This is a genomic window from Proteinivorax tanatarense (assembly GCF_040267685.1).
GTDB lineage: Bacteria > Bacillota > Proteinivoracia > Proteinivoracales > Proteinivoracaceae > Proteinivorax > Proteinivorax tanatarense.
Map to the genome: position 1 here is coordinate 1662783 of NZ_CP158367.1, position 22403 is coordinate 1685185.

Consider the following 22403-nt stretch of genomic DNA (forward strand, 5'->3'; position numbering starts at 1 on the left):
TGATGCACCTCCTACTCCATTTAATACTTGCCTATTTTTTGCTTACAAACTCTTTTAATAGAAGAAAGACAAATTTAGAATTGTCAATAAAACACCGTTTCCACATTCTCCTTGGCTCTTGCAAAAATCTATGGAACCATTCTAATCCAGCTTTTTGCATAAATATAGGCGCTCTTTTATTAATTCCCGCTAAAACATCAAAGCTGCCTCCCACTCCCATACAAAACAATGCATTTGTTTTACTCAAATTTCTGTATGCCCATTTTTCCTGTTTAGGAGATCCAAAAGCTACAAAAAGCATGTCAACGGCCTTTGAACTTATATCTTCTAAGATATCTTGTTCTTCTGACTTACTAAAGTATCCATTTCTATATCCTACTATATTCAAATCTGGGTATTTTTGCTTTAGAACACTGTTAACTTTTTTAACTGTTTCTTCTGTAGCACCTAATAGATAAATGTTGTAGCCTTTTGTTTCAGAAAGCTCGACTAAGTTTAAAAACAGGTCTATTCCTGCTACACGCTCTGGGAGAGGTTTGCCTAACAGCTTTGCAGCCCAAACTATACTCTGACCATCGGCATTTACTACTTTACACTCGTTTAATATTTTATTTAACTCTTTATCCTTTTGACATAGTACTGTTTTACTAGCATTTACAACTACATGCTGGGTTTGACTTTTGTGCTTTATGTTTTGCTCTATTTTGTTTATTGTTTCTTCCATGGTTAATGCATCTACGCTATAACCTAATAAATTTATTCTGTTTTCCAAAGTAACACCTCGTGACTTTTTGTTGTAGTTAATATTTTTAAGTTTTTGAGATAGTTTTTGGCCTACCACATTGCTATCATAATGTTTTACAGTTTCTTTGCAGTTTTCAAGCATATTTTGTTTTTCAGCATGAGAAAGGTTGAAAAACTTTATTAACTTATCAGCAAGGTCTTCTGAACTTTGGGGTTTGAAGATAAATCCATTTTTCCCGTTTTTTAAGTAGCTTGTTAATCCTCCAACTTCTGAGCCAACTACAGGAGTTTCACAAGCCATGGATTCTATACCAACTAATCCTAAACTTTCGTTCAAATAGGTTGGAAAAACAAATACATCCATAGCGCTATAGTACTTAGGTAATTTATGCTGTGGCTTTTCACCTAGATACAGTATGTTATTTTCCAAACCCATTTTTTTTATTTTTTTCTGAAAATCTTTTTTTTGGCTCCCTTCCCCTATGACTAATCCAGTTATATCCAAGTGAGTTTGGTGTTCTATTAACTTCTTTATGCTTTGTAAGTATATCTCCCATCCTTTTCCTGCATCAATTCGTGAGACATACCCCATTATTTGCGAGGTTTTAGAAATGTTTAATTCTTGTCTTAAGTTTTGTTTTTCTTTTTTAAATAGCTTAGTGTCTATTCCAGAAGATGGGGAGATAAAAATCTTATCTTTGTGTATGCCATACTTTTCTGATACTATATGCTCAAAAAACTTAGAAGGTACTACTACCAAATCTGCTCTTTGAACTACTTTCTTTGCAACTTTATTCAGTATCTGGCTAAGTCTTGTTTTTGTGAACACATCTCCCCCATGGAAATTTAGTACTAAGTTTTTATTAGGTGTTAAGAGTCCTTTAAGTATAAGTACAGGTATAGCAGAGTGGCTCACGTAATGAACATACATAGTTTCGTAAGAAGATGATAAACCTTTATTGATTATTTCATAATAAAATTTTAGATACAGGAGTATCTTTTTATACTTGCTAGCTTTTTTTTGAGTTATTAAAGCTTTATGAGTGATTATAAGGCCATTTTTAAGCATCTGCTCTTCGAAATTTTTTACAAATATACCGTAAGAAGGACTTTCAGAACTAGGATACATATTGGATATTAAGAATATGCTATTTTTTATTGTTTTCTCTTCTTTATTCGGAAGTACAGCAAAGCTTGCAATCATTCCTATCCAAAGCCCAGCCATTCCTGAACCTAGTGTATGACCTGCGGCAAATGCTATCCCTATTATCAAAGTAGTAATAAATAAAAGAAGTCTATTATTGTTCTTAATTATAATCTTATAAACTTGCAACCAAAAAATGATTACTAGTGCTAATCCCGCAACACCATAGTTTAGAAATACATCAAAAAAATCCATTTCTACAGTTATAAAATCGTGTGTATATCCAAATAGTAGATTTAAAACACTACCCTCCTGAATTAAAGACATGTTAGCAACTAGCATATTGTTTCTCCCCGATAAAAGTGTTGCCATAATGCTACCATCGTGAAATGCATATGAGTAAGTCCATCTATTAAATATGCCTACATTGCCTAAAAGATAATAAGCTATAAAAATATTGGCTATAAAAAAAAGTATAAATCCTATAGCTCTTTCTGGTTTCATTTTTTTAATAAAATCCTTTTCAATTAATGGAAATATAATTAATATAAATAAAGTTGAAATTAGGGCTACCTTTGTGGAAAGGTAAATAGCAAAGAATAAAACTATTATATATGACACTGAAAAAAAAAGCTTGTTAGCCTTCCATGTTTGGTATAATAAAAATGTAGAAAATACTACAAAAAGAAGAGATACTTCGTTTCCAGCATAAAAGAATCCCCTAGTTCCAATAGAGTTCACATACTGGCTATAACCAGAAATACCAGTGATACCTATAGTAAGGTTTAATAATAGTATAAAATAGTTAAATTTAATACATCTAAGATATTTAGTAATATAAGAGGGAGTGTTTTCAAGTGCTTTTTTAAAATATAGAAACGATATTGGTATAAAATAAAATTTTGAAAGTTGAATGACATAAGAAGCACTGATCTCACCGTGTAGGTAATAGTTTCCTATAAGTAAAAAAATAAAACTAATTCCAATATATTTTATTTTTTTTTCCCCATAAAAATATAAGCTGGCAATCATAATAGCTAAAAGAACTGACTTATAAATTTGGGATATACTAATAATATTTGGGTAATTTCGTATCAATATGCCATTGATAGAATCAATAATAAGATAAACAAATAAAAGCCTATAAATGACATGATTGAGCTGGATATTAATCCAAGGGCTACTAATAATTTTTTTTGTTAACTTAGTTATTTTTTTTGTGTCCATTTAACTATTTCCCTTTCTATTAACTTAAGTTTTTATAGAGTAAATTTGATCAGTTATAGGAACATTAAACACTAGCTTTGTACTTTTTTTTATAGCTGGATACTCTTTTCCTCTAATTACTATTCTTACATCTTCTTCTGTTTTTCCATTTTCTAGTTCTAAAGAAATAGCTTGGCCTATAAATTTCCGAGACGTAAGTTTAAGTCTAAATTGATGATTGTTAATGCGCCTTATATCAACAGATTCAGTTTTTTCATTATACTCAGCAATTTCAGATCCTGTAGCATACCATACATCTTTTAATTTTAAAAAACTAAAAATATGCTCCAAATTATTAATGTCCGTTACAATGTTAGGGTATTGAATTCTATCATCTGTTCTCACCGGTGAGGTGTGTTCTTGAATACTGATTATTTGTTGATTGGCTAAGCGTTTTTTTATTAAACCTTCTAATGTTCTTTTTTTTAAGAGCGCTAGTAGTGTTGACTTAACATACTTTCTTGTTAGTAGATATTGCTTTACTTTAAGAGAGTAAAAAGCACCGTCAATTGTCGTTGGTATATCTATGACTCCCTGAAACTTCTCTAAATCATAGGAGTAGTCTTTTAGATTACTATCGTCCTCTTTCAAAAAATCCAGATGACGGCACCACCACTTAAATCCGGTTTTGGCTATAGATTCATCAGAAAATGAGTTATAAGCATACCCTGGATATTTACCTCCTTTAGGATACTCTCCAAGAGCTTTAAAAAAGATTTCTTTTCCCAATTCTGTTGTTTTTATAGCCTCATCCACATTTTTAAATGTTTCCCATTCTTGAACGAAGTTTTTAGCATCACTTCCACCAATGCCATGGGTTAGACCATGATATGCTAGCTCTACGTCATTTCTCGAATTTAAATTATTTATAAACTCTAAAAAATCTTCACTGCCCAGAATATCTTCACAATAAGTATAGCGTTTATGGGATAAAATGCTAGCTCTTTTTCCTACAACTAAAAAGAATGTAGTTTTTATGTTGGGCCATTTCGATAATATATTTTGGTTTAAAAAGTTCCACATAGAATTTTGAGATATACCCATATGCCCCCAGTCTTCGCCTATGTCACATTTGCCGTTTTTGTTTTTATCATGCCAAAGGTTTGCTAGGTCATCAATCATAAATAGAACTGGACTTTGAGCCCCGTTTTTCCATTTACTAACTTTTATCGCCATATGTAACACTCCCTCTATTTTATAATCTCTTTAATTTGACTAGCTAAATAGTCAAATTCTTCTATTTTTAGCTTTTTTAGCAATATTACATATAGCAGTAATGATATAGCAGAACTAAATGATGTAATAAAAAGCACATTGAACTCGCTCAATAAATTTTTCATGGCAAATGCTAGGACGCCTAGAATAACTGAAACAAAAATAATTTTAATAAAAAATATCATAAAATGATATAAATTTAAATTAATCTTCTTGTTTAGTGTATAGAGTAATAGTAAAGCTGTCGTTATGTGCGCTATGGAAGTCGCTAAAGCTAATCCCCCATGATCCAAGTATTGTATAAGAACAAAATTTAAAATGATATTCATGATAACAGTGATTGTACCATTTATCATAGGGCTTTTAGTGTCTTGCAGTGCATAAAATGAACGTCCCAGTATATCTCTAAAAGCAATACCGATCATACCAAAGGAGTAATAAAATAATGCAGTTGCTGTAAGAGCAGTAGCTCTACTATCAAATTCTCCTCTTTCAAATAAAATTTGTATTATTTCATATCTTAATACCAGCATAAGCGTGGCTATAGGGAGAAGGATGACGGTAAGAACTCGAAGTAATTTAATTGTTAACTCTGATAGCTCACGCTTACTTTTTCGTGCAACTCTAGACAGTTCAGGGTAAGCAGCTGTACCTATAGAAACTACAAATATGGCTATTGGCAAAGTGTAAACACGATTAGCAAAGTTTAGCGATGCTATACTACCTTGTACAAGATTGCTTGCTAATGTCTTGTCTACCAAAATATTTATCTGTACAATCCCGGATCCAATAAAAATAGGTATCATCAATTTAATCATTTTTTTCAAATACTTATCTTTAAAGTTGCAAGCTACTTTATATTTAAACCCAACTTTTATAGCTGCTGGAAGCTGGAAAGCTATCTGTGTAAAGGCGGCTACTATAGTAGCTACAGCTAAGCCTTCTATTCCATAATGCCTGCTTAGAATTACATTGTAAAGAATAATTATTATATTATGGGGTGTCCAAACAATAGTTTGAATAAAAAATTTACTATAAACTTGCAATATAGCGCTTATTGCACTAGACACGGTTAATATCAAAACCATAGGAAACATAATCCTTGTTAATAATATAGCTGTTTCTAAGCTTTGTCCTTCATACCCGTAGGCAAATATTGGCACATAATAATCAGCAAGTAGAACTCCTGATAAAGCTATTAAAATTCCGATTAACCCCATAGCATTAATAAAGGAATTGGCTAAATTTAGCGCTGCAGCTTCTCCATATTTATTCTTGACATCAGTAAAAACAGGAATAAATGTGGATTTAATAGCGCTTGTTAATATCGAAAATATAACAAATGGAAGCATATATGCTAACAAGTAAATATCTGCTGTGGCTGAGGCACCGTAAGCATCAGCAATGCTCATTTCCCTAATAAACCCTACAGTTTTGTTTAACAGCATTCCGATAATTATCAAAACACTTGAAAAAGAAAGTTTGTTTATTTTTGGGGTTCCTCGTCTCATCCTTTGTTTTTTAAGAAAGTTATTTATTTTCATATTTAAACTCCAAACTAAGCTTTTTTAAAACATTTCTCAAATTGTTAACTAGAGAGGCCATCTTTGAACAGGCTTTTTTATTATTACTATTCTTGTTATTATATTTTCTAATACCTTGTTATATATATTGGAGTTGAATTATGCTATAGTTCCTACATTATTGTTTTTATACTTTCACATACCAGTCAACAGCTTTTTAGAGAATTAGTCAATTGCAATATAAAAATTTAAAAGAGAACTAAGACAGGTAAATATTGAATCAGTTTTTTTATACTCATAAAAAGTTCATAAGTAGAAGGGTAAAAGTTAACAACTTTAGAAAAGTTATAGGCCTCTATATAATCTTAAATTTTTTTAGCATACCTAAATTGCTCTAATATAATCTTTAAAATTATTGATTTTATTATTAAAATATCTGTCTAGTAATGCTTGGACAATTCGTTGAGAAGCCTGTCCATCTCCATACGGATTTATACTCTTTGACATAGCATTATATTTATTTATGTTGCTTAAAATGTCACTTGCGACTTCACAAACCTTTCTTTCATTATGACCGATTAACCTTACTGTCCCCGCTTCAACGGCCTCTGGTCGTTCAGTCTCTTCTCTTAATACAAGAACAGGTTTCCCAAGGGATGGTGCTTCTTCTTGTAGTCCTCCAGAATCAGTCATTATCAAATATGACCTGTCCATTAAATTATGCATGTCTTGCACATCCAGTGGATCTATTAGATGGACTCGAGGGGTTTCCCTCAAAATAGACCCTATTGTGCGTTGAACTGCTGGGTTTAAATGCACAGGGATTATAAACTGAATATCAAAAAATTCTCGAACAAGTTTGTTTACTGCATTACAAATATTCGTTAATGGTTTCCCTAAATTCTCCCTACGGTGTGCTGTTAATAACAAACTTCTTTTTTGGCTAAAGTTAATATCTCTAAGCTTCTTATTGTTAAAATTATACTTTTTATCAACTGTATGTTGCAAAGCATCAATGACGGTATTTCCTGTCACGTAAACATTGGTCTTTATTCCCTCTTTATAAAGGTTTTCTTTATTTTTGGGTGTAGGTGCAAAATGGAGATCTGCAATGTTCGAAACCAGTGTTCTGTTCATTTCTTCTGGATAAGGTGAATACTTATCGTTTGTCCTCAGTCCAGCTTCTATATGACCAACAGGTATTTTTTTGTAGAATGCCGCTAAAGCTGCAGCCAGCGTTGTACTAGTATCCCCATGAACTAAAACAACGTCTGGTTTTGATTCATCTAATACCTTTTCCAAGCCTACCAAAATTTCTGTAGTTATAGTGTTTAAAGTTTGCTTTTCTTTCATGATGTTTAGGTCATAGTCTGGTGTTATTGAGAAAATTTTCAATACTTGATCCAACATTTCACGATGTTGCGCAGTTACGCATACATTAGATTTGATTTGAGGCTGTTGATCTAATTTTTTAATTAGAGGTGCCATCTTAATTGCTTCAGGTCTAGTACCAAATACACTAAGCACTTTTAATTGTTTCAATATTTTTCACTCCTAGCCAAAGTATTATAGCTTATAAATTTCATTATTTGAACAAATGTTCTTTGTATCTAGTATTATTTTACCTTGTAATAAATCAAAATTTGACTTAATATGGTCATGCCCAACCATTATTACTATAATTTCTATATGTTCCAAAAAGTCTTTGAAGTCTGTAAATTGATTGTCAACCACCTTACTGTCGATATATGGATCAAAAACTTTTATGCCAAATGATAAATGTTCAGCCATTTTGTCTAAGATTTGTAAAGTAGGGCTTTCTCTAGTATCATCTACGTTCTCTTTGTATGTAAGGCCGTACAGTCCTACTTTTGATACATCTTTGATACCATGTTCGTCCATAATTTCTCTTATCCTTTTTAATACATGAATTGGCATGGATTCATTAACTTTCCTAGCAGACAATATAAGGTTTGTCATGTCTGGATAATCCCCCACTAAAAACCAAGGGTCTACCGATATACAGTGGCCTCCAACTCCAGGTCCTGGCTGTAAAATGTTTACTCTAGGATGCATATTTGCAATTTTTATTATTTCATACACATCCATATTGTCTTCCCTGCAGATTTTTGCTAGTTCGTTAGCAAATGCAATATTTACATCTCTAAACGTATTTTCAACCACTTTAGACATTTCCGCACTTCTTAAATCAGTAATGATTATTTCACCGTGACAAAATCCTTGATATATCTTTTTTACTTTCTCACCTATTTTTGGATGATCCGTTCCTATTGTCCTTGAATTATATTTAAGCTCGTGAATCATATTTCCTGGTATTATTCTTTCTGGTGCGTGAACTAGATGAACATCTTCTCCTAATAATAGACCCCTTTTAATTATTTCAGGCTTTATATACTTATCAATAGTTCCTGGCGCTATTGTGGATTCAATAATTAAAACAGCTCCCTTATCACATACATCCAAAACACTATTTACAGCTGAAATAACATAATTAGGGTCTAGTTTTTTACTTTTCTTAATATATGGAGTTGGAACAGCCAATACATATGTATCACCTGGTTGATATTCTGTAGTAAACTCAATATGGTTTACTAATGCCTGATTATAAAGCTCATCCAAACCTTGTTCCTCAAAAGTTAATTTACCTTCGCTTAAAGCTCCCACTATTTCTTTATTAGGGTCAACACCCACCACTTTTATTCCACTTTTCGCAAACATTAATGCTGTAGGTAAGCCTATATAACCTAAGCCAGCAACTATTATCTTACGCATGATTAGCCTCCTTGTATGTTAGTTAAATATAGAAAAAGTAGTATATCTATTCATCAGTTTGTTTGGCAGCACCCACTTCTTTAGCTGATATTTTTAAGACCATTCTTTGTGCTATCCAACTGGGTCTGTATGTTAGTAACATCAATGCCATCATAGCCGCAACTCCAAACAAGTTACCTGCCATATTATTAAAGTAACAAACAATAACTCCTAAAATACCTGAAATTATTGACAGCACATATATAAAACGACAAGTTCCCAAAGTGCTCATTCCACAATCAAGGATTTGATGATGTATATGGCCTCTATCTGCTTCAAAGATTGATTTTTTCTTTAACACCCTTCTAAATATAGCCCAAAAGGAATCAGCAATGGGAATAAAAAGAATAAGAATTATGCCTAATAGATTTAAACTAGAACCTTGTACAAGGTGTAACGATGTTATTCCGATAAAGTACCCTAACTGCAAACTTCCGGAATCACCAAGAAATATCTTAGCTGGTGCCTTGTTATATTGATAAAAAATCACAGTCATCGTCAGTATAACTGCACTAATAAAAATCGCATAGCTACTTTGAGTTACTATACCTAAAACTAATAAAAAGAACATGTTTACTATTGTTATGCTACTAGCTAAACCATCCAATCCATCTATAAGGTTTATTGTATTCATTGATCCTACTAACCAAAATAGAGTGACAACTAAAGACATGAACGTTCCTAACTCTAAACCTAAGAAGTTTGTTAATTGAAATCCTAAAAAGTAAGTTAAAAGTGATACAGTAATTTGACCGAATAATTTTAATTTCGCAGGAAGGTTATAAATATCATCTAATATGCCTATAATAAATAAAGTAGTAAATGGAATTAAAATATTTCTAAACTGCGAGTTTATAGCCAAAATAAAAAAAAGGGCTAAGAAAAAGGCTATCCCTCCAGATCTTGGGATAGATTTTTTATGGATTTTTCTATGATTTGGAACATCTAGAATATACCTACTTCCTAATAATATACTAATTGGCATAAAAGCTAAAAATAAAATCCCTGATAATATAAGCCATTGTAAAATCATCTATACACCCCGATTGATAACATATTTTATCTAATTAAAAAAGCCTCTCTTTTTAATTATGACAGCAAAAATTGTTAAATTACAATTTCGTTTTTTACTGCACTTATTAAAATTCGACACTAAAGTTTTTTTTCCTGCAAAAAAGCCACAATGTTAAATTATTACATAAAAACAACAAAACCACATTTTGTGCAAAGCACAAGCATGTGGCTTTGTTACTAAACTTATTTAACTTAATCCCTATAATAAACTGGTATATCAAACCTTAACTGATAGTTGTCTATCTGGTCATAAAGGTTTTTGATGAAGCTTATCTGTTTTACCGACCATCCTACATCTGTTGCATACTGATGTCTGGCAGGACTTGCTGGATTCCATTTCATCTTATAAAGTGTATCTTGTCTCCTAATAGGATGATTGACATATCTTAATGAAATCCATTCTGCACCTCCTATAACTGCCTTTTCAGGTGTATCCCAGCCTTGTCGATAAGCGTATTTTGCTCCTTCATTTATAGGATCCCTGTCAAAGGCTCTAATACCATACATATTATAAACTTTTACAGTATCTTCTAGCATTTCAATATCATCAACTTCTTTTTCTGTATAAAGTTCTCCATCTTTTTTGCCTACAATTACCCCTTGCGCTAACTTAGATGAACCATTTCCTGTTTCGTGTAATGCATGGGCCACAATATAAATTTCATTTATGTTGTGCTTTTTCCCAGCTTCAATAAAGGCTTTACCAGTATTGTGTAGTGTGCCTTTGTTTTCAAGAATTCTATTTAAGTCATTACTGTTTGTTCCAGATGATCCAGATAAAACCAAAAATTGAAACATCTCTCTTGGAACTTCCTTAGTTGACTTAACATGCCCTCCTGAAACCCAACCTGTAACTTCGTCAGTTGTTATTTTATACCAACCATTTTGGATTTGCTCTACTACAAAAACTTCATTGCGTGAAACTCTATCTATTATGTCACTATCAGTCGTCGGAGCTTTCCTTACATTTAAAACACTGGCGGTCACCTTAATTGTTTCTAATATGTAAGGATTGCTTTTTATAGGAGGAACTACTACCAAGTCACCCCTGACCCATCCATTTATGTCCGCTCCATGTATCTCATACCAGATATATCCATCATTTGCAAAGGTTTTATCTGTAATTGTATAATTTTCATTCCGTCGCACTCTAGCAACCCTAGGACTATTGGTATTGGGCCTTTCTCTTACATTTAGAATATCAGTGTTAACTGTTAACGTATCATTAATTGTTTTTTTATAATCTTTTTCAAAGGGTATAAAGTTATTCGTATTAAGATATTTTTTAATTTCTTCCATTGAAGCAGGTTTATTAAAGTCATAGTAACTAACATTTCCACCATGATTTTTTTGTAAATCCAATGCTTGCTCCATTGTTAAGTTATAATAAGAATAATGGAAGAAATTATGTTGTTTAGATATAACATTTATTACTTCCTCAGCAACAGCTTCTGATATGGCATTATTACCTCCGATAATAAATGGTGTACCTTGAACCTCAAAAATATAGGATAAAATGTTTGAATTTATTTGATTTTGTCGAGCTAACAAAATCGGCTTCCCGGTCTGCGCCGCTAATACTGAACTGGCCAAGGCATCGGGAAAATCTTCCCCAGTTGCAACGACCACACCGTTATAGTAACCTGTGTCAAATTCCTTAGCTATCTCTAAAGAGGTTTCATAGCGGTCAGCTCCTGATATCCTATTTATTGTTACCCCCTCATTTTCAAGTTGTGTAACAACACTTTTAGAAACAGCATTTTCTCCACCTACAATTACGACATTTTTTACGTCCCACTTGGCAATCGCCTCATTTGTAGTATCGCGAAGGTGGTCTTTTGGGGTAAATAGTATAGGAACACTTTTTTTTGCAGCAACTGGTGCTATTGATAGTGCATCAGGATAGTTATTTCCCGTAGCGAGAATTATGGTATCTTCTTGGTTTTCTTTTCTTAATTCATTACCGATTTCTATAGCTGTTTCATACCTATCTCTACCACTTAATATAGTAACTTGGTACCCTAAGGATTTAAGTTGTTTATCTACTGTAGAAGAAACAGCATTTTCACCACCTAGGATGTAAATATGATTTACACCTAACCTCTTTAATTCTTGTTTAGTCGCATCATGTAAAGAATCTTTGCCTGTTAACAAAATCGGTGCATTCATTTGATATGCCAGCGGGGCTCCAGCTAGTGCATCTGGAAAATCTTCTCCACTTGCTAATACTGCTATATCCGCTCCTAATGGCCAACCTTCTTTACTAACTTCCACAGCAGTAGTGTAGCGACAAGGACCAGATATTCTAAATTCTGATTCTTCAAAGTCAGAAAAGGCAACTATTTCATTGTACTGGTTCGTAGTGCTTGGAAATGAGTAGTCGCTTATTACCTGCTCTTCCTTTTCGATTGCATCTTCTTCGGTTGCATCTTCTTCAGTTGCATCTTCTTCAGTTGCATCTTCTTCGGTTGCATCTTCTTCGGTTGCATCTTCTTCGGTTGCACCTTCTTCAGTTGCATCTTCTTCAGCTGCATCTTCTTCGGTTGCATCTTCTTCGGTTGCATCTTCTTCGGTTGCATCTTCTTCGGTTGCATCTTCTTCGGTTGCATCTTCTTCGGTTGCATCTTCTTCGGTTGCATCTTCTTCGGTTGCATCTTCTTCGGTTGCATCTTCTTCAGCTGCATCTTCTTCAGCTGCATCTTCTGTTACAATCTTTTCGTCAGGTGCATTTTCAATAGAAAAGTTATTTTTGTTAGCCTCTATATAGCTTTTTTCTTCGTTGTCATGTGCTAAAGTTGGTAAAGAAAAAGAAAAAACCATAACAATAGCTAGCATAAGGGCAAAAAATTTCCGTGCTTTTCTCATTGTGACACCCCCCTTTCGTTTATAAGTTTCACACCATATTTTGCTACATCAACTTAATTCGACAAAAAGTATATATTTCCTTCAAGAACAAAAAAAAAAGCGTTGGTCACGCTTTTTTTACTTAGCATTTTAATTTTTAGATTTATTAATATGCTTATTACTTTGCTCAAATAAAAGTTTTGAGTATTCTCTGTGTAATCTTTCTACCACTAAATTTTCATCAAAATTATTAAGAATTAGTTCTATACCATTTTTCTTATACTGCTCTCTTTTACATGGTTTACCAATTAGTTCTTTTAGAGCTTCGGTCATCGCTGTAACTTCACCATAGGGAACTAAGGTTCCAGTATGTTGATCTTTTATAATTTCCCTTGTACCTAACACGTCAGTTCCAATTACTGGAATTTGCGCTGTCATCGACTCCATAATTATGCGAGGCAACCCCTCTTTTTTTGAAGGTAGCACTACTAGCTGGGTTATTGCTAGTAACTCTGTAATATCCTCTACATACCCAACTTTCTTAATATAGTGTTGTAAGTTAAGCTGTTTAATTTTTTCATCAATCTTCTGTTCATAATCTGATTCATAGCCAAAATTTCCTCCGGCTAATAGAACGATTATCTTGTCATCACCAGTTTCATCTATATATTTTTTTAGAGCTTTTAGAAAAAACAAATGTCCTTTAACCGGTTCTAACCTAGCATACAAACCTATAACAAACTTATCTTTTATGTTATATTTTTTTAATATTTGATCTTGTGGTTTTTGCTTAATATTATTTTTTATTTCATCAATATTTACCCCGTTTCCTTCATAGATAGCTCTTTGGTTAGGAACTAAGTTATATTTTCTAATTTGATTAAGGTCTTCATGGTTTTGAGAAAATATTATATCAGTAAACCTTCCAACAAATTTTTCACACAACTTATAAGCATGAAATTTTATTTTTTTCTGGTTAGAGTAGAAAGACAAACCATGGGATGTATGGATGATATATGGTACTTTAGCAAGTTTTGCTGCAGTGCGCCCAATAATTCCAGCTTTTGAACTGTGGGTATGAACAATAGTGAATTTATACTTTTTTAGATATCTAGCTAATTTAAAAATAGCTACCAAATCTTTAAAAGGTCTAATTTCTCTATGAATATCAATATTATGCGTAGTTATTCCTTCTTCTATAATATCATCCCTGTATTTACAAAAAGGAGCCATAACATGGACTTCATATCCCTTAGATTGTAATCCTTTTAATTTATTTAACATTAACTTCTTTATAAAAAAGTCTGTGTTGGCAATGTGCAGTATTTTCATAATATCCTCCTGTTGCATAAAAAATATAAAAACTTCATGCTAATCTGTCGCATTTGCCTTTTCTATCGTTGTAGCAACCTCTTTTACAGATACTTTATAATATATAGGAAGTATAACTTTTTCAGGGGTATATGCAACATATGACAGCGCTAGCATAAAAATCGCCATAATAATGGTTATAAATAAACTTGATACTATTAGTGTTGTGACTCCAGCTACTGCCGCTATGAGGCTTAAAGCTCCTAAAATATAACAACTGTTACACGGAGAAACATTTTGAGCTAATAATTTGTGGTGTATATGTTTACAGTCTGGAGAGAAAATAGGTTTTTTATTGAGGGAGCGTCTTATAATTGCACAGCCCGTATCAAAAATGGGTATAAATACTAAAAAAATAAATCCCATAGTTTGGACGTTACTATTTTGACCAATTATATCTAAAGAAGCTAATGAAATGATATAACCAAGCTGCAAACTTCCACAGTCTCCCAAAAAGAGTTTAGATGGATGTTTATTAAATATATAAAAAGCTATAGTAGCTCCTAGGTAAATTAATATTAGTCCTTGAAGTGAGCTTCTAAAAATTATAGTAACTAATGCAAGCATTGTTAGGGCTATTATAGAAAGTAAGGAGGACAGTCCATCTAATCCATCAATTAAATTTACTGCATTCATTATCGCTGTTATCCATAAAACTGTAAATATCATAGAATAGATATAACTTAGATAGATTGTCGTATTCCCCAATGCTATATAATTAAGCTCAAAACCAAGGTAAAAAGTTATTAGCCCAATAAAAATTTGACATATAAGTTTGTGATTTGCTTTTAATGAATATATGTCATCTAATATACCTAGTATAAATACCAAGGTTATGGGAATAGCAACATTTAGCGGTACAACTATAAATATAAAGTTAGTAACCAAAAACGAAAGATAAATTGCAATTCCTCCGGAACGAGGTTTTGCAGTCTTGTGTATTTTGCGATTGTTAGGTTTATCTAAGATAAACATTGTTCCAATTCTTATAACAGCAGGCATTAAAGTAAAACTAATAAAAAAACCAAAAAACAAAAGTAGTATCTTCCCCAAACCTATCACCCCAGTTTTGTTCTTTATATATCAAGATTTCTTTATTTATTAGTAATCTTATATAAAGAACTTCAAAGTATTATTATTCACTTATGTGTTAATTTAGTACGTGATTATATATAGAAAAATTAAGTTTTTTTAAGCAAAACTGAATATAACATCAACAACGACTGACTCTTATTTTAGCATAATATCAAGAGAAAAGTAAGATACAGTTTTTAAAAGTTAACAAATAAACTAAAAATAAGCCTTGTAATTTATAGTGTGCAAGGCTTATTTTTATAACTATGGAGTTAACGGCTCATCTTTAAATATATACGATTGTAGCTTCTTGGCAACTTCTTCAATATCAAATACATAATAATATACTCCATTTATCATCTGCCCTCTTGCAACAGAAGAGTCCGGGTATTGTTGTTGTTCAATGGTTGTGATGTTTTGCATTACTGTTTTACGACCTAAGTTTAGCATTTCTGTAGATGTCAGGTTAGTTGTTAAGTGTGGAAAAACATCATTTAACATTCTAGGATAAGATGTAACCGGTGTATTTAATCCAGCCTCGATAGCTGATTCCATAATATCCCTTTGTCTCCTTGCCCTTTCAAAGTCGGAATCTATTTTTCTTATACGGGAAAACCTAAGGGCTTGTTCCCCATTAAGAGTATACGTCCCTGCTCCGTTAATGCCACTTAGTTGCCTAGCTTCTGCCTCAGTTACATATACTTCTACTCCCCCTACGGCGTCTACTATAGCGGGCATGGAATCAAAGTTAACCGATACAAAGTGCCTAATGTCTAGCCCAAAGTTTTGATTAATTGTTTTAATAGCTAGTTCCGGTCCTCCGAAAGCGTGGGCATGGTTAATTTTATCCATCCCTCTACCGGGTATTTCTACATATGAATCTCGTACAATAGATGTTATTTTGATTTTTTTGTGTATTTCATCCAGGGTTAGTATCATTATTGCATCACTACGTCCACGCATATCCCCTTCTGCATCTATACCAAAAACTGCTATATTTGTTATACCCCGCTCACCTTCACCGGTAATTCCTAATGATTCATCATCTTGAGAGATTCGCTCTCTTTCTATTCTACCTAAAAGGTACATTGAGCCTAGGTAAAAAAATAAGATGCTAGCTAATAGTGCCGATACAACGGATATAATTATTTTCTTTTTGCGACTTTTAGGTTTTCGTTTTCCTATTGGTTTTTCGCTTTGAGTTTTTTCAATAGGTTCAATTGGAGTAGCTGTTTTCTCCGAAGGCTTAGGTTTAGTCTGTTTAACCTGTTTTCTTTTTACTTTTAAGTAATAATAGACAGCGCCAGCAATTGCAGCAATTGCTAGGATAATTGTCATTATACCCCAAAAAGTACCAAAAAATCCTTTTGGTTTTTCCTCGATATCGACCGTAAAGGTTGTTTCAAAGTCTTCATAAATAACATAAACTTCTTGTTCTTGGTAAGGCTCTGTACTGTCAAATCCTTCAATTGTTAAATCTTCTGATGGAAGTAGCTCTTCTGTGCCGTCAGTAAAAACTTTGCTAACTACTAGTCCATCGGTATCAAGCTCTTCACCAACAAAGTAATGGGTTTTAAATGGATAATTATTTATGATAATTTTTGCTATTTCTAGTTCTTCTTCATCTTCAGTTTCAGTTGGTGTTCGAGGAATTTCTCTGTATATAAAGGTAACCTCTTTTGTTTGTCCATCTTGAGATAAAGTAACTCTTTCTGTAGATGGGCTTATAAGCTCATAGTCGGAAAAAGTAAATGCATCAAAAGTGTATGTCCCCATGTTTTGATTATTTAAAACAGTGGGATCTTTTATGCTGTTTCCGTATTCATCAATATAATAGACGATGATACTTCCTTTAGGATCTGCCTGAGGTTCTGGTTCAGGTTCTGGTTCTGGTTCTTGCCCTTGTTCTGACTCTTGCTCTTGTTCTGACTCTTGCTCTTGTTCTGATTCTTGCTCTTGTTCTGACTCTTGCTCTTGTTCTGACTCTTGCTCTTGTTCTGACTCTTGCTCTTGTTCTGACTCTTGCTCTTGTTCTTGTTCACCATTTGTATCGTTATCGTTTGTAACGTCTTCTACATCATCATTGTTGTTTGCATCATTGCTTTCAGCCCAAGCATTAACTGTTACAATGTTTGCCAATAAAAAAAATACTAAGGCTATTAAGAGACACTTTTTCATCATTTTTTTCATATTTTATACCCCACATTTATTAAAGTTATTTTTAACCCATACTTCTCCCTTATATTCGACAAAAAATTGTTATATCCTCTTTTTCTTCCTATTTAAGACCGAATTTACAATTTACAATGGACAACTGTTTTAAAAAGGCAAAGTTCAAGGGCGAATTTACAATTTACAATTTACAATGGACAATTAAGACCCACTTAGTTATCCTGAACACTGCCAACTGCCTTTGTTTCCATGAATTATTATGGCCGGCACTGAGGCCGGCCACTACCGCTTTGCGGGGGGGGGATTTGCTTTTCCGCTTTCTGCTTTCTGCTTTCCACCTTCCACTTTCCCCCTTCCCACATTATCAGTATGTCATTTTTTTTGCTTTTTTTCTCCATTTTAGTATGTCTATGCTTAGGTACTCTTTGTTGTTTGTTTTAATTTTTTCTCCTTCTATTTCCTTTACTTTTACTGTGGTGTTGGGTATTTTGTATAGAATTTTGCGGTGGGATAGAGCTTCTGTTGGTCCTATGTTGGTGTGTAGATGTGGTTTGACTTCTAGAATTAAGCTTATGTATTTTGGTATGTTTCTTACACTTATTATATCAGTGGTCATTTGGGTTATAGCTTCATCAGCAGGGGTCCCTGCTGGAGGGGTTTTTACTCCCAGTTGGGATTCGAAGGCATGCATTATTTCTCTAACTGAGCTTCTTGATATTTTTACATAGTAATGTATGTCTATATCTAGTAGCATTTCTATGGATGTTATTAGACCTTCTATGCCTAAAGCACCATATGATGTTCCAAGCTGATTATATCCTCTTGTAGGTATTTTTGCATATGTTTCTTTTGGTAATATTATCATTCCAATCTTTTCGCTCTCTTCGTTGTATTGGGTTATCATTAAATACTCAGCTTCATAATTATTAGTTCTTATAAAAAGGGTATTTATCAGGTTAGAATCCTCAGTAGTACGCCCTTGTGCATATATTTCTTCCATTTCCTCTGATAATGTTTTACCTTGCTCATGCTCCTTATTATTCTTCTTTTCTTTTACTTTTTCTTTGATTTCATTATTATCTTTTTTTTCTTGACAAGAACTAGAAGGTTTTTTATCTACACTTTCTGGACAGTTGTTAAAATAGCTTTTGTATTCAAGTAATTTGCTGTCTTCAAGAATAAAGTATTCAGCTTTATTTGGCACCGATGTATTAAAGATTTTATCATATGTGTTATGGGTTAATACTGAACCATAGGCAAGTAAAGGAAAAAATATTAAGATTAAGATAGCAAATGATATTTTCTTGATTTTTAGTCATCCTCCCTATTTAAATAGCAAAAACTGAACTTGCAATTAAAACCTATTTGATGGCCAGTTGGTCAATTAAAAGCTGAATTTACATTTTGCAATGACAATTGACAGACTTTGTGGTCCGGCACTGAAGCCGGCCACTACCACTTTGTGGAACGTTCTCCCATCCACTTTTTACTTTTCCCTTTTTCTTTTTCACCTATTCATAATTGAGCTGGGTAGGGATTTTATACTTGGCCACGAAAACGTATAAATTAGCTACATGCTGGGACCAAGTTCTTTTTCCAAACTAGCTACATGCTTGGTCGGTAATAAAAAAGATTAATTATTAGCTAATGGATTAATTCTACAATTAAAATAAGGGTGTTTTATACCACCTTAGATGCCATAGAGGTTTTACAGACCCGGCATCATATCTAGTTTCAAATGTCCAGACCTTAGTCCCAGCAGAATGAGCATAATATCGATGTTTTCGTGGCCAATACATGTTTTGATCCTATCCTTCCTTTTTCTCAGTTACACTGTGGCTTCCTTCACCCCTTACCACTATAAAATATAAAATGACAGTTTAAATTCTTATTAGCCACGAAAACGTATAAATTAGCTACATGCTGGGACAAAGTTCTTTTCCAAACTAGCTACATGCTTGGTCAGTAGAAAAATATGGCTAACCATTAAACTAATATAGCTTTTACTACTTATAGATAATTATAAAAATCATACTAAAGGTTATACCACCTTCTATGCCATAGAAGTTCTACAGACCCGGCATCACAACTAGTTTCAAATGTTCAGATCTCAGTCCCAGCAGAATGAGCATAATATCGACGTTTTAGTGGCAAATAAATGTTTTGACCTGTCCTTTCTTTTTCTCCTTCACCATGCAGCTTCCTTTAAACCTTACCACTATAAAATATAAAATAACAATCTAAAATCCTTAATTGGCCACGAAAACGTATAAGCTAGCTACATGCTGGGACAAAATTCTCTTTCCAAACTAGCTACATGCTTGGTCAGTAATAAAAAAGATTAGTTATTAGCTAATGGGTTAATTCTACAATTAAAATAAGGGTGTTTTATACCACCTTAGATGCCATAGAGGTTCTACAGACCCGGCATCATATCTAGTTTCAAATGTCCAGATCTTAGTCCCAGCAGAATGAGCATAATATCGACGTTTTAGTGGCCAATACATGTTTTGATCCTATCCTTCCTTTTTCTCAGTTACACTGTGGCTTCCTTCACCCCTTACCACTATAAAATATAAAATGACAGTTTAAATTCTTATTAGCCACGAAAACGTATAAATTAGCTACATGCTGGGACAAAGTTCTTTTCCAAACTAGCTACATGCTTGGTCAGTAGAAAAATATGGCTAACCATTAAACTAATATAGCTTTTACTACTTATAGATAATTATAAAAATCATACTAAAGGTTATACCACCTTCTATGCCATAGAAGTTCTACAGACCCGGCATCACAACTAGTTTCAAATGTCCAGATCTTAGTCCCAGCAGAATGAGCATAATATCGACGTTTTAGTGGCCAATACATGTTTTGATCCTATCCTTCCTTTTTCTCAGTTACACTGTGGCTTCCTTCACCCCTTACCACTATAAAATATAAAATGACAGTTTAAATTCTTATTAGCCACGAAAACGTATAAATTAGCTACATGCTGGGACAAAGTTCTTTTCCAAACTAGCTACATGCTTGGTCAGTAGAAAAATATGGCTAACCATTAAACTAATATAGCTTTTACTACTTATAGATAATTATAAAAATCATACTAAAGGTTATACCACCTTCTATGCCATAGAAGTTCTACAGACCCGGCATCACAACTAGTTTCAAATGTTCAGATCTCAGTCCCAGCAGAATGAGCATAATATCGACGTTTTAGTGGCAAATAAATGTTTTGACCTGTCCTTTCTTTTTCTCCTTCACCATGCAGCTTCCTTTAAACCTTACCACTATAAAATATAAAATAACAATCTAAAATCCTTAATTGGCCACGAAAACGTATAAGCTAGCTACATGCTGGGACAAAATTCTCTTTCCAAACTAGCTACATGCTTGGTCAGTAATAAAAAAGATTAATTATTAGCTAATGGATTAATTCTACAATTAAAATAAGGGTGTTTTATACCACCTTAGATGCCATAGAGGTTTTACAGACCCGGCATCATATCTAGTTTCAAATGTCCAGACCTTAGTCCCAGCAGAATGAGCATAATATCGACGTTTTAGTGGCAAATAAATGTTTTGACCCTTCTTTCCACGACATAAACATTTACAACTTGTATGTTTGCCTATGACTAAGTAAGTCACAATAGTAAAATGAAATTTAAAATTCTTAATTGGCCACGAAAACGTATAAACTAGCTACATGCTTGGTCAGTATCAGGAAATAGTTACCTATTCAACTAATTACATCCTCAAATATTTTATACACTATGTTTTAAACCAATTTTGAGTTATTTTAATAATTTTAAAGGATTTATGTGTTTTACAAAGAACATTTTTCTAAAAGATAATAGGCGGTGTGGCAGAAATGTTGTTATATGAAAAATTAGCTAAAGATGTGCTTGACGCTAGCATTGAAGTGCACAAAATTCTTGGTAGTAACTTGTTAGAAGCAAATTATGAAAAAGCATTGTTTCACGAGTTAAGGCTGAGAGGATTCGATTGTAAAAGACAAGAACCTATTAATGTTTATTACAAGGGAGTTGAAATTGGTATTTATTATGCAGATATAGTAGTAGAGGATAAAATTATATTAGAATTGAAATCTGCAACAAGCCTATGCAACGAACATCTGGCTCAGGTTATACACTATTTAAGTGCGACAGATTACTCTTTGGGTTTACTTATAAATTTCGGTGCCAAGAAATTAGAATTTAAAAGGGTTTTAAAAAATTAATAATTCTAATACTTTATCTCACTACAAAACTTATAAATATGCGTTGCTCATTAACAGAAAAATTAACACTTTTTTCATCTTAGTGTCCCAGCAGAACAAATAAGTATCAACTCAAGTGAAGCAATTGATAACTAAGCGCAATCTTTCAGTAAAACACAAAATGCCAATTGGCCGTAGAAACTAAAATAGTAAATGACAATCTAAATTCTTATTAGCCACGAAAACGTATAAACTAGCTACATGCTTGGTCAGTAGAAAAATATGGCTCACCATTAAGCTAATTATATCCTCTACTTATTTATAAAAGCTCTGTAAGTAATGTGATAATTATAAAAATCATACTAAGTAAACTATATACTACCTTTTATGCCATAGAGATCTTAAAGACCCCGCATCAAAACAAGTTTCAAATGTCCAGATCTTAGTCCCAGCAGAATGAGCAAATTATCGACGTTTTCGTGGCAAATAAATGTTTTGCACCTTCTTTCCACGACATAAACATCTACAACTTGTATGTTTGCCTATGACTAAGTAAGTCACAATAGTAAAATGATATTTAAAATTCTTAATTGGCCACGAAAACGTATAAATTAGCTACATGCTTGGTCAGAAAAATATGGATAACTATTAAGCTAATTATAGCTTTTACTACTAAAAACTCTGTAAGTAGTATGATAATTATAAAAATCATACTAAGGAAACTTTATACTACCTTCTATGCCATAGAGGTTCTACAGACCCCGCATCACATCTAGTTTCAAATGTCCAGATCTCAGTCCCAGCAGAATGAGCATAGTATCGACGTTTTCGTGGCAAATAAATGTTTTGACCTGTCCTTTCTTTTTCTCCTTCACCATGCAGCTTCCTCTACCACTATAAAATATAAACTGACAATCTAAATTATTAA

The 22403-nt window shown here is 33.0% G+C and carries 12 protein-coding genes; 1 reads left to right on the plus strand and 11 read right to left on the minus strand.

Annotated features, from left to right (window positions below):
* Nucleotides 1–31 precede the first annotated feature (31 nt).
* The 11 genes from PRVXT_RS08255 to PRVXT_RS08305 all read right to left on the minus strand — a co-directional run bounded on the left by PRVXT_RS08255 (nt 32) and on the right by PRVXT_RS08305 (nt 18463).
* The gene (locus tag PRVXT_RS08255) at nt 32–3115 is read right to left on the minus strand and encodes a WecB/TagA/CpsF family glycosyltransferase (RefSeq protein ID WP_350342408.1); all 3084 of its coding nucleotides are present in this window, start codon (nt 3113–3115) and stop codon (nt 32–34) included.
* A gap of 24 nt (nt 3116–3139) precedes the next feature.
* Nucleotides 3140–4330: a hypothetical protein gene (locus PRVXT_RS08260; RefSeq protein ID WP_350342409.1), complete on the minus strand. Its 1191-nt coding sequence runs from the start codon at nt 4328–4330 to the stop codon at nt 3140–3142.
* A 14-nt stretch (nt 4331–4344) separates the two neighbouring features.
* The gene (gene murJ / locus PRVXT_RS08265; RefSeq protein ID WP_350342410.1) at nt 4345–5913 is read right to left on the minus strand and encodes a murein biosynthesis integral membrane protein MurJ; all 1569 of its coding nucleotides are present in this window, start codon (nt 5911–5913) and stop codon (nt 4345–4347) included.
* 363 nt (nt 5914–6276) lie between these two features.
* On the minus strand, nt 6277–7434 hold the full coding sequence (gene wecB, locus PRVXT_RS08270) for a non-hydrolyzing UDP-N-acetylglucosamine 2-epimerase (protein WP_350342411.1): 1158 nt from the start codon (nt 7432–7434) through the stop codon (nt 6277–6279).
* Nucleotides 7435–7458: 24 nt separating this feature from the next.
* On the minus strand, nt 7459–8685 hold the full coding sequence (locus PRVXT_RS08275; RefSeq protein ID WP_350342412.1) for a nucleotide sugar dehydrogenase: 1227 nt from the start codon (nt 8683–8685) through the stop codon (nt 7459–7461).
* 46 nt (nt 8686–8731) lie between these two features.
* The gene (locus tag PRVXT_RS08280) at nt 8732–9757 is read right to left on the minus strand and encodes a glycosyltransferase family 4 protein (RefSeq protein WP_350342413.1); all 1026 of its coding nucleotides are present in this window, start codon (nt 9755–9757) and stop codon (nt 8732–8734) included.
* A 233-nt stretch (nt 9758–9990) separates the two neighbouring features.
* Nucleotides 9991–12663, minus strand: coding sequence for a cell wall-binding repeat-containing protein (locus PRVXT_RS08285; protein WP_350342414.1), 2673 nt, complete (start codon nt 12661–12663; stop codon nt 9991–9993).
* A gap of 129 nt (nt 12664–12792) precedes the next feature.
* Entirely contained in the window at nt 12793–13974 is a 1182-nt protein-coding gene (locus PRVXT_RS08290) for a glycosyltransferase family 4 protein (protein ID WP_350342415.1), read from the minus strand.
* Between the two features lie 39 nt (nt 13975–14013).
* Nucleotides 14014–15066, minus strand: coding sequence for an MraY family glycosyltransferase (locus PRVXT_RS08295; protein WP_350342416.1), 1053 nt, complete (start codon nt 15064–15066; stop codon nt 14014–14016).
* A 285-nt stretch (nt 15067–15351) separates the two neighbouring features.
* The gene (locus PRVXT_RS08300; protein WP_350342417.1) at nt 15352–17277 is read right to left on the minus strand and encodes an LCP family protein; all 1926 of its coding nucleotides are present in this window, start codon (nt 17275–17277) and stop codon (nt 15352–15354) included.
* 346 nt (nt 17278–17623) lie between these two features.
* Nucleotides 17624–18463: an LCP family protein gene (locus PRVXT_RS08305; RefSeq protein WP_350342418.1), complete on the minus strand. Its 840-nt coding sequence runs from the start codon at nt 18461–18463 to the stop codon at nt 17624–17626.
* Nucleotides 18464–21127: 2664 nt separating this feature from the next.
* Here PRVXT_RS08305 and PRVXT_RS08310 point away from each other — a divergent pair.
* On the plus strand, nt 21128–21496 hold the full coding sequence (locus tag PRVXT_RS08310) for a GxxExxY protein (protein WP_350342419.1): 369 nt from the start codon (nt 21128–21130) through the stop codon (nt 21494–21496).
* The last annotated feature ends 907 nt before the right edge of the window (nt 21497–22403 follow it).

Excerpts from the sequence above, each read along its gene's own strand:
- PRVXT_RS08280 (WP_350342413.1), bottom strand. The coding sequence starts at position 9,757 with ATGATTTTACAATGGCTTATATTATCAGGGATTTTATTTTTAGCTTTT.
- PRVXT_RS08285 (WP_350342414.1), bottom strand. The coding sequence starts at position 12,663 with ATGAGAAAAGCACGGAAATTTTTTGCCCTTATGCTAGCTATTGTTATG.
- PRVXT_RS08290 (WP_350342415.1), bottom strand. The coding sequence starts at position 13,974 with ATGAAAATACTGCACATTGCCAACACAGACTTTTTTATAAAGAAGTTA.
- PRVXT_RS08275 (WP_350342412.1), bottom strand. The coding sequence starts at position 8,685 with ATGCGTAAGATAATAGTTGCTGGCTTAGGTTATATAGGCTTACCTACA.
- murJ (WP_350342410.1), bottom strand. The coding sequence starts at position 5,913 with ATGAAAATAAATAACTTTCTTAAAAAACAAAGGATGAGACGAGGAACC.
- PRVXT_RS08255 (WP_350342408.1), bottom strand. The coding sequence starts at position 3,115 with ATGGACACAAAAAAAATAACTAAGTTAACAAAAAAAATTATTAGTAGC.
- PRVXT_RS08300 (WP_350342417.1), bottom strand. The coding sequence starts at position 17,277 with ATGAAAAAAATGATGAAAAAGTGTCTCTTAATAGCCTTAGTATTTTTT.
- PRVXT_RS08260 (WP_350342409.1), bottom strand. The coding sequence starts at position 4,330 with ATGGCGATAAAAGTTAGTAAATGGAAAAACGGGGCTCAAAGTCCAGTT.
- PRVXT_RS08310 (WP_350342419.1), top strand. The coding sequence starts at position 21,128 with ATGTTGTTATATGAAAAATTAGCTAAAGATGTGCTTGACGCTAGCATT.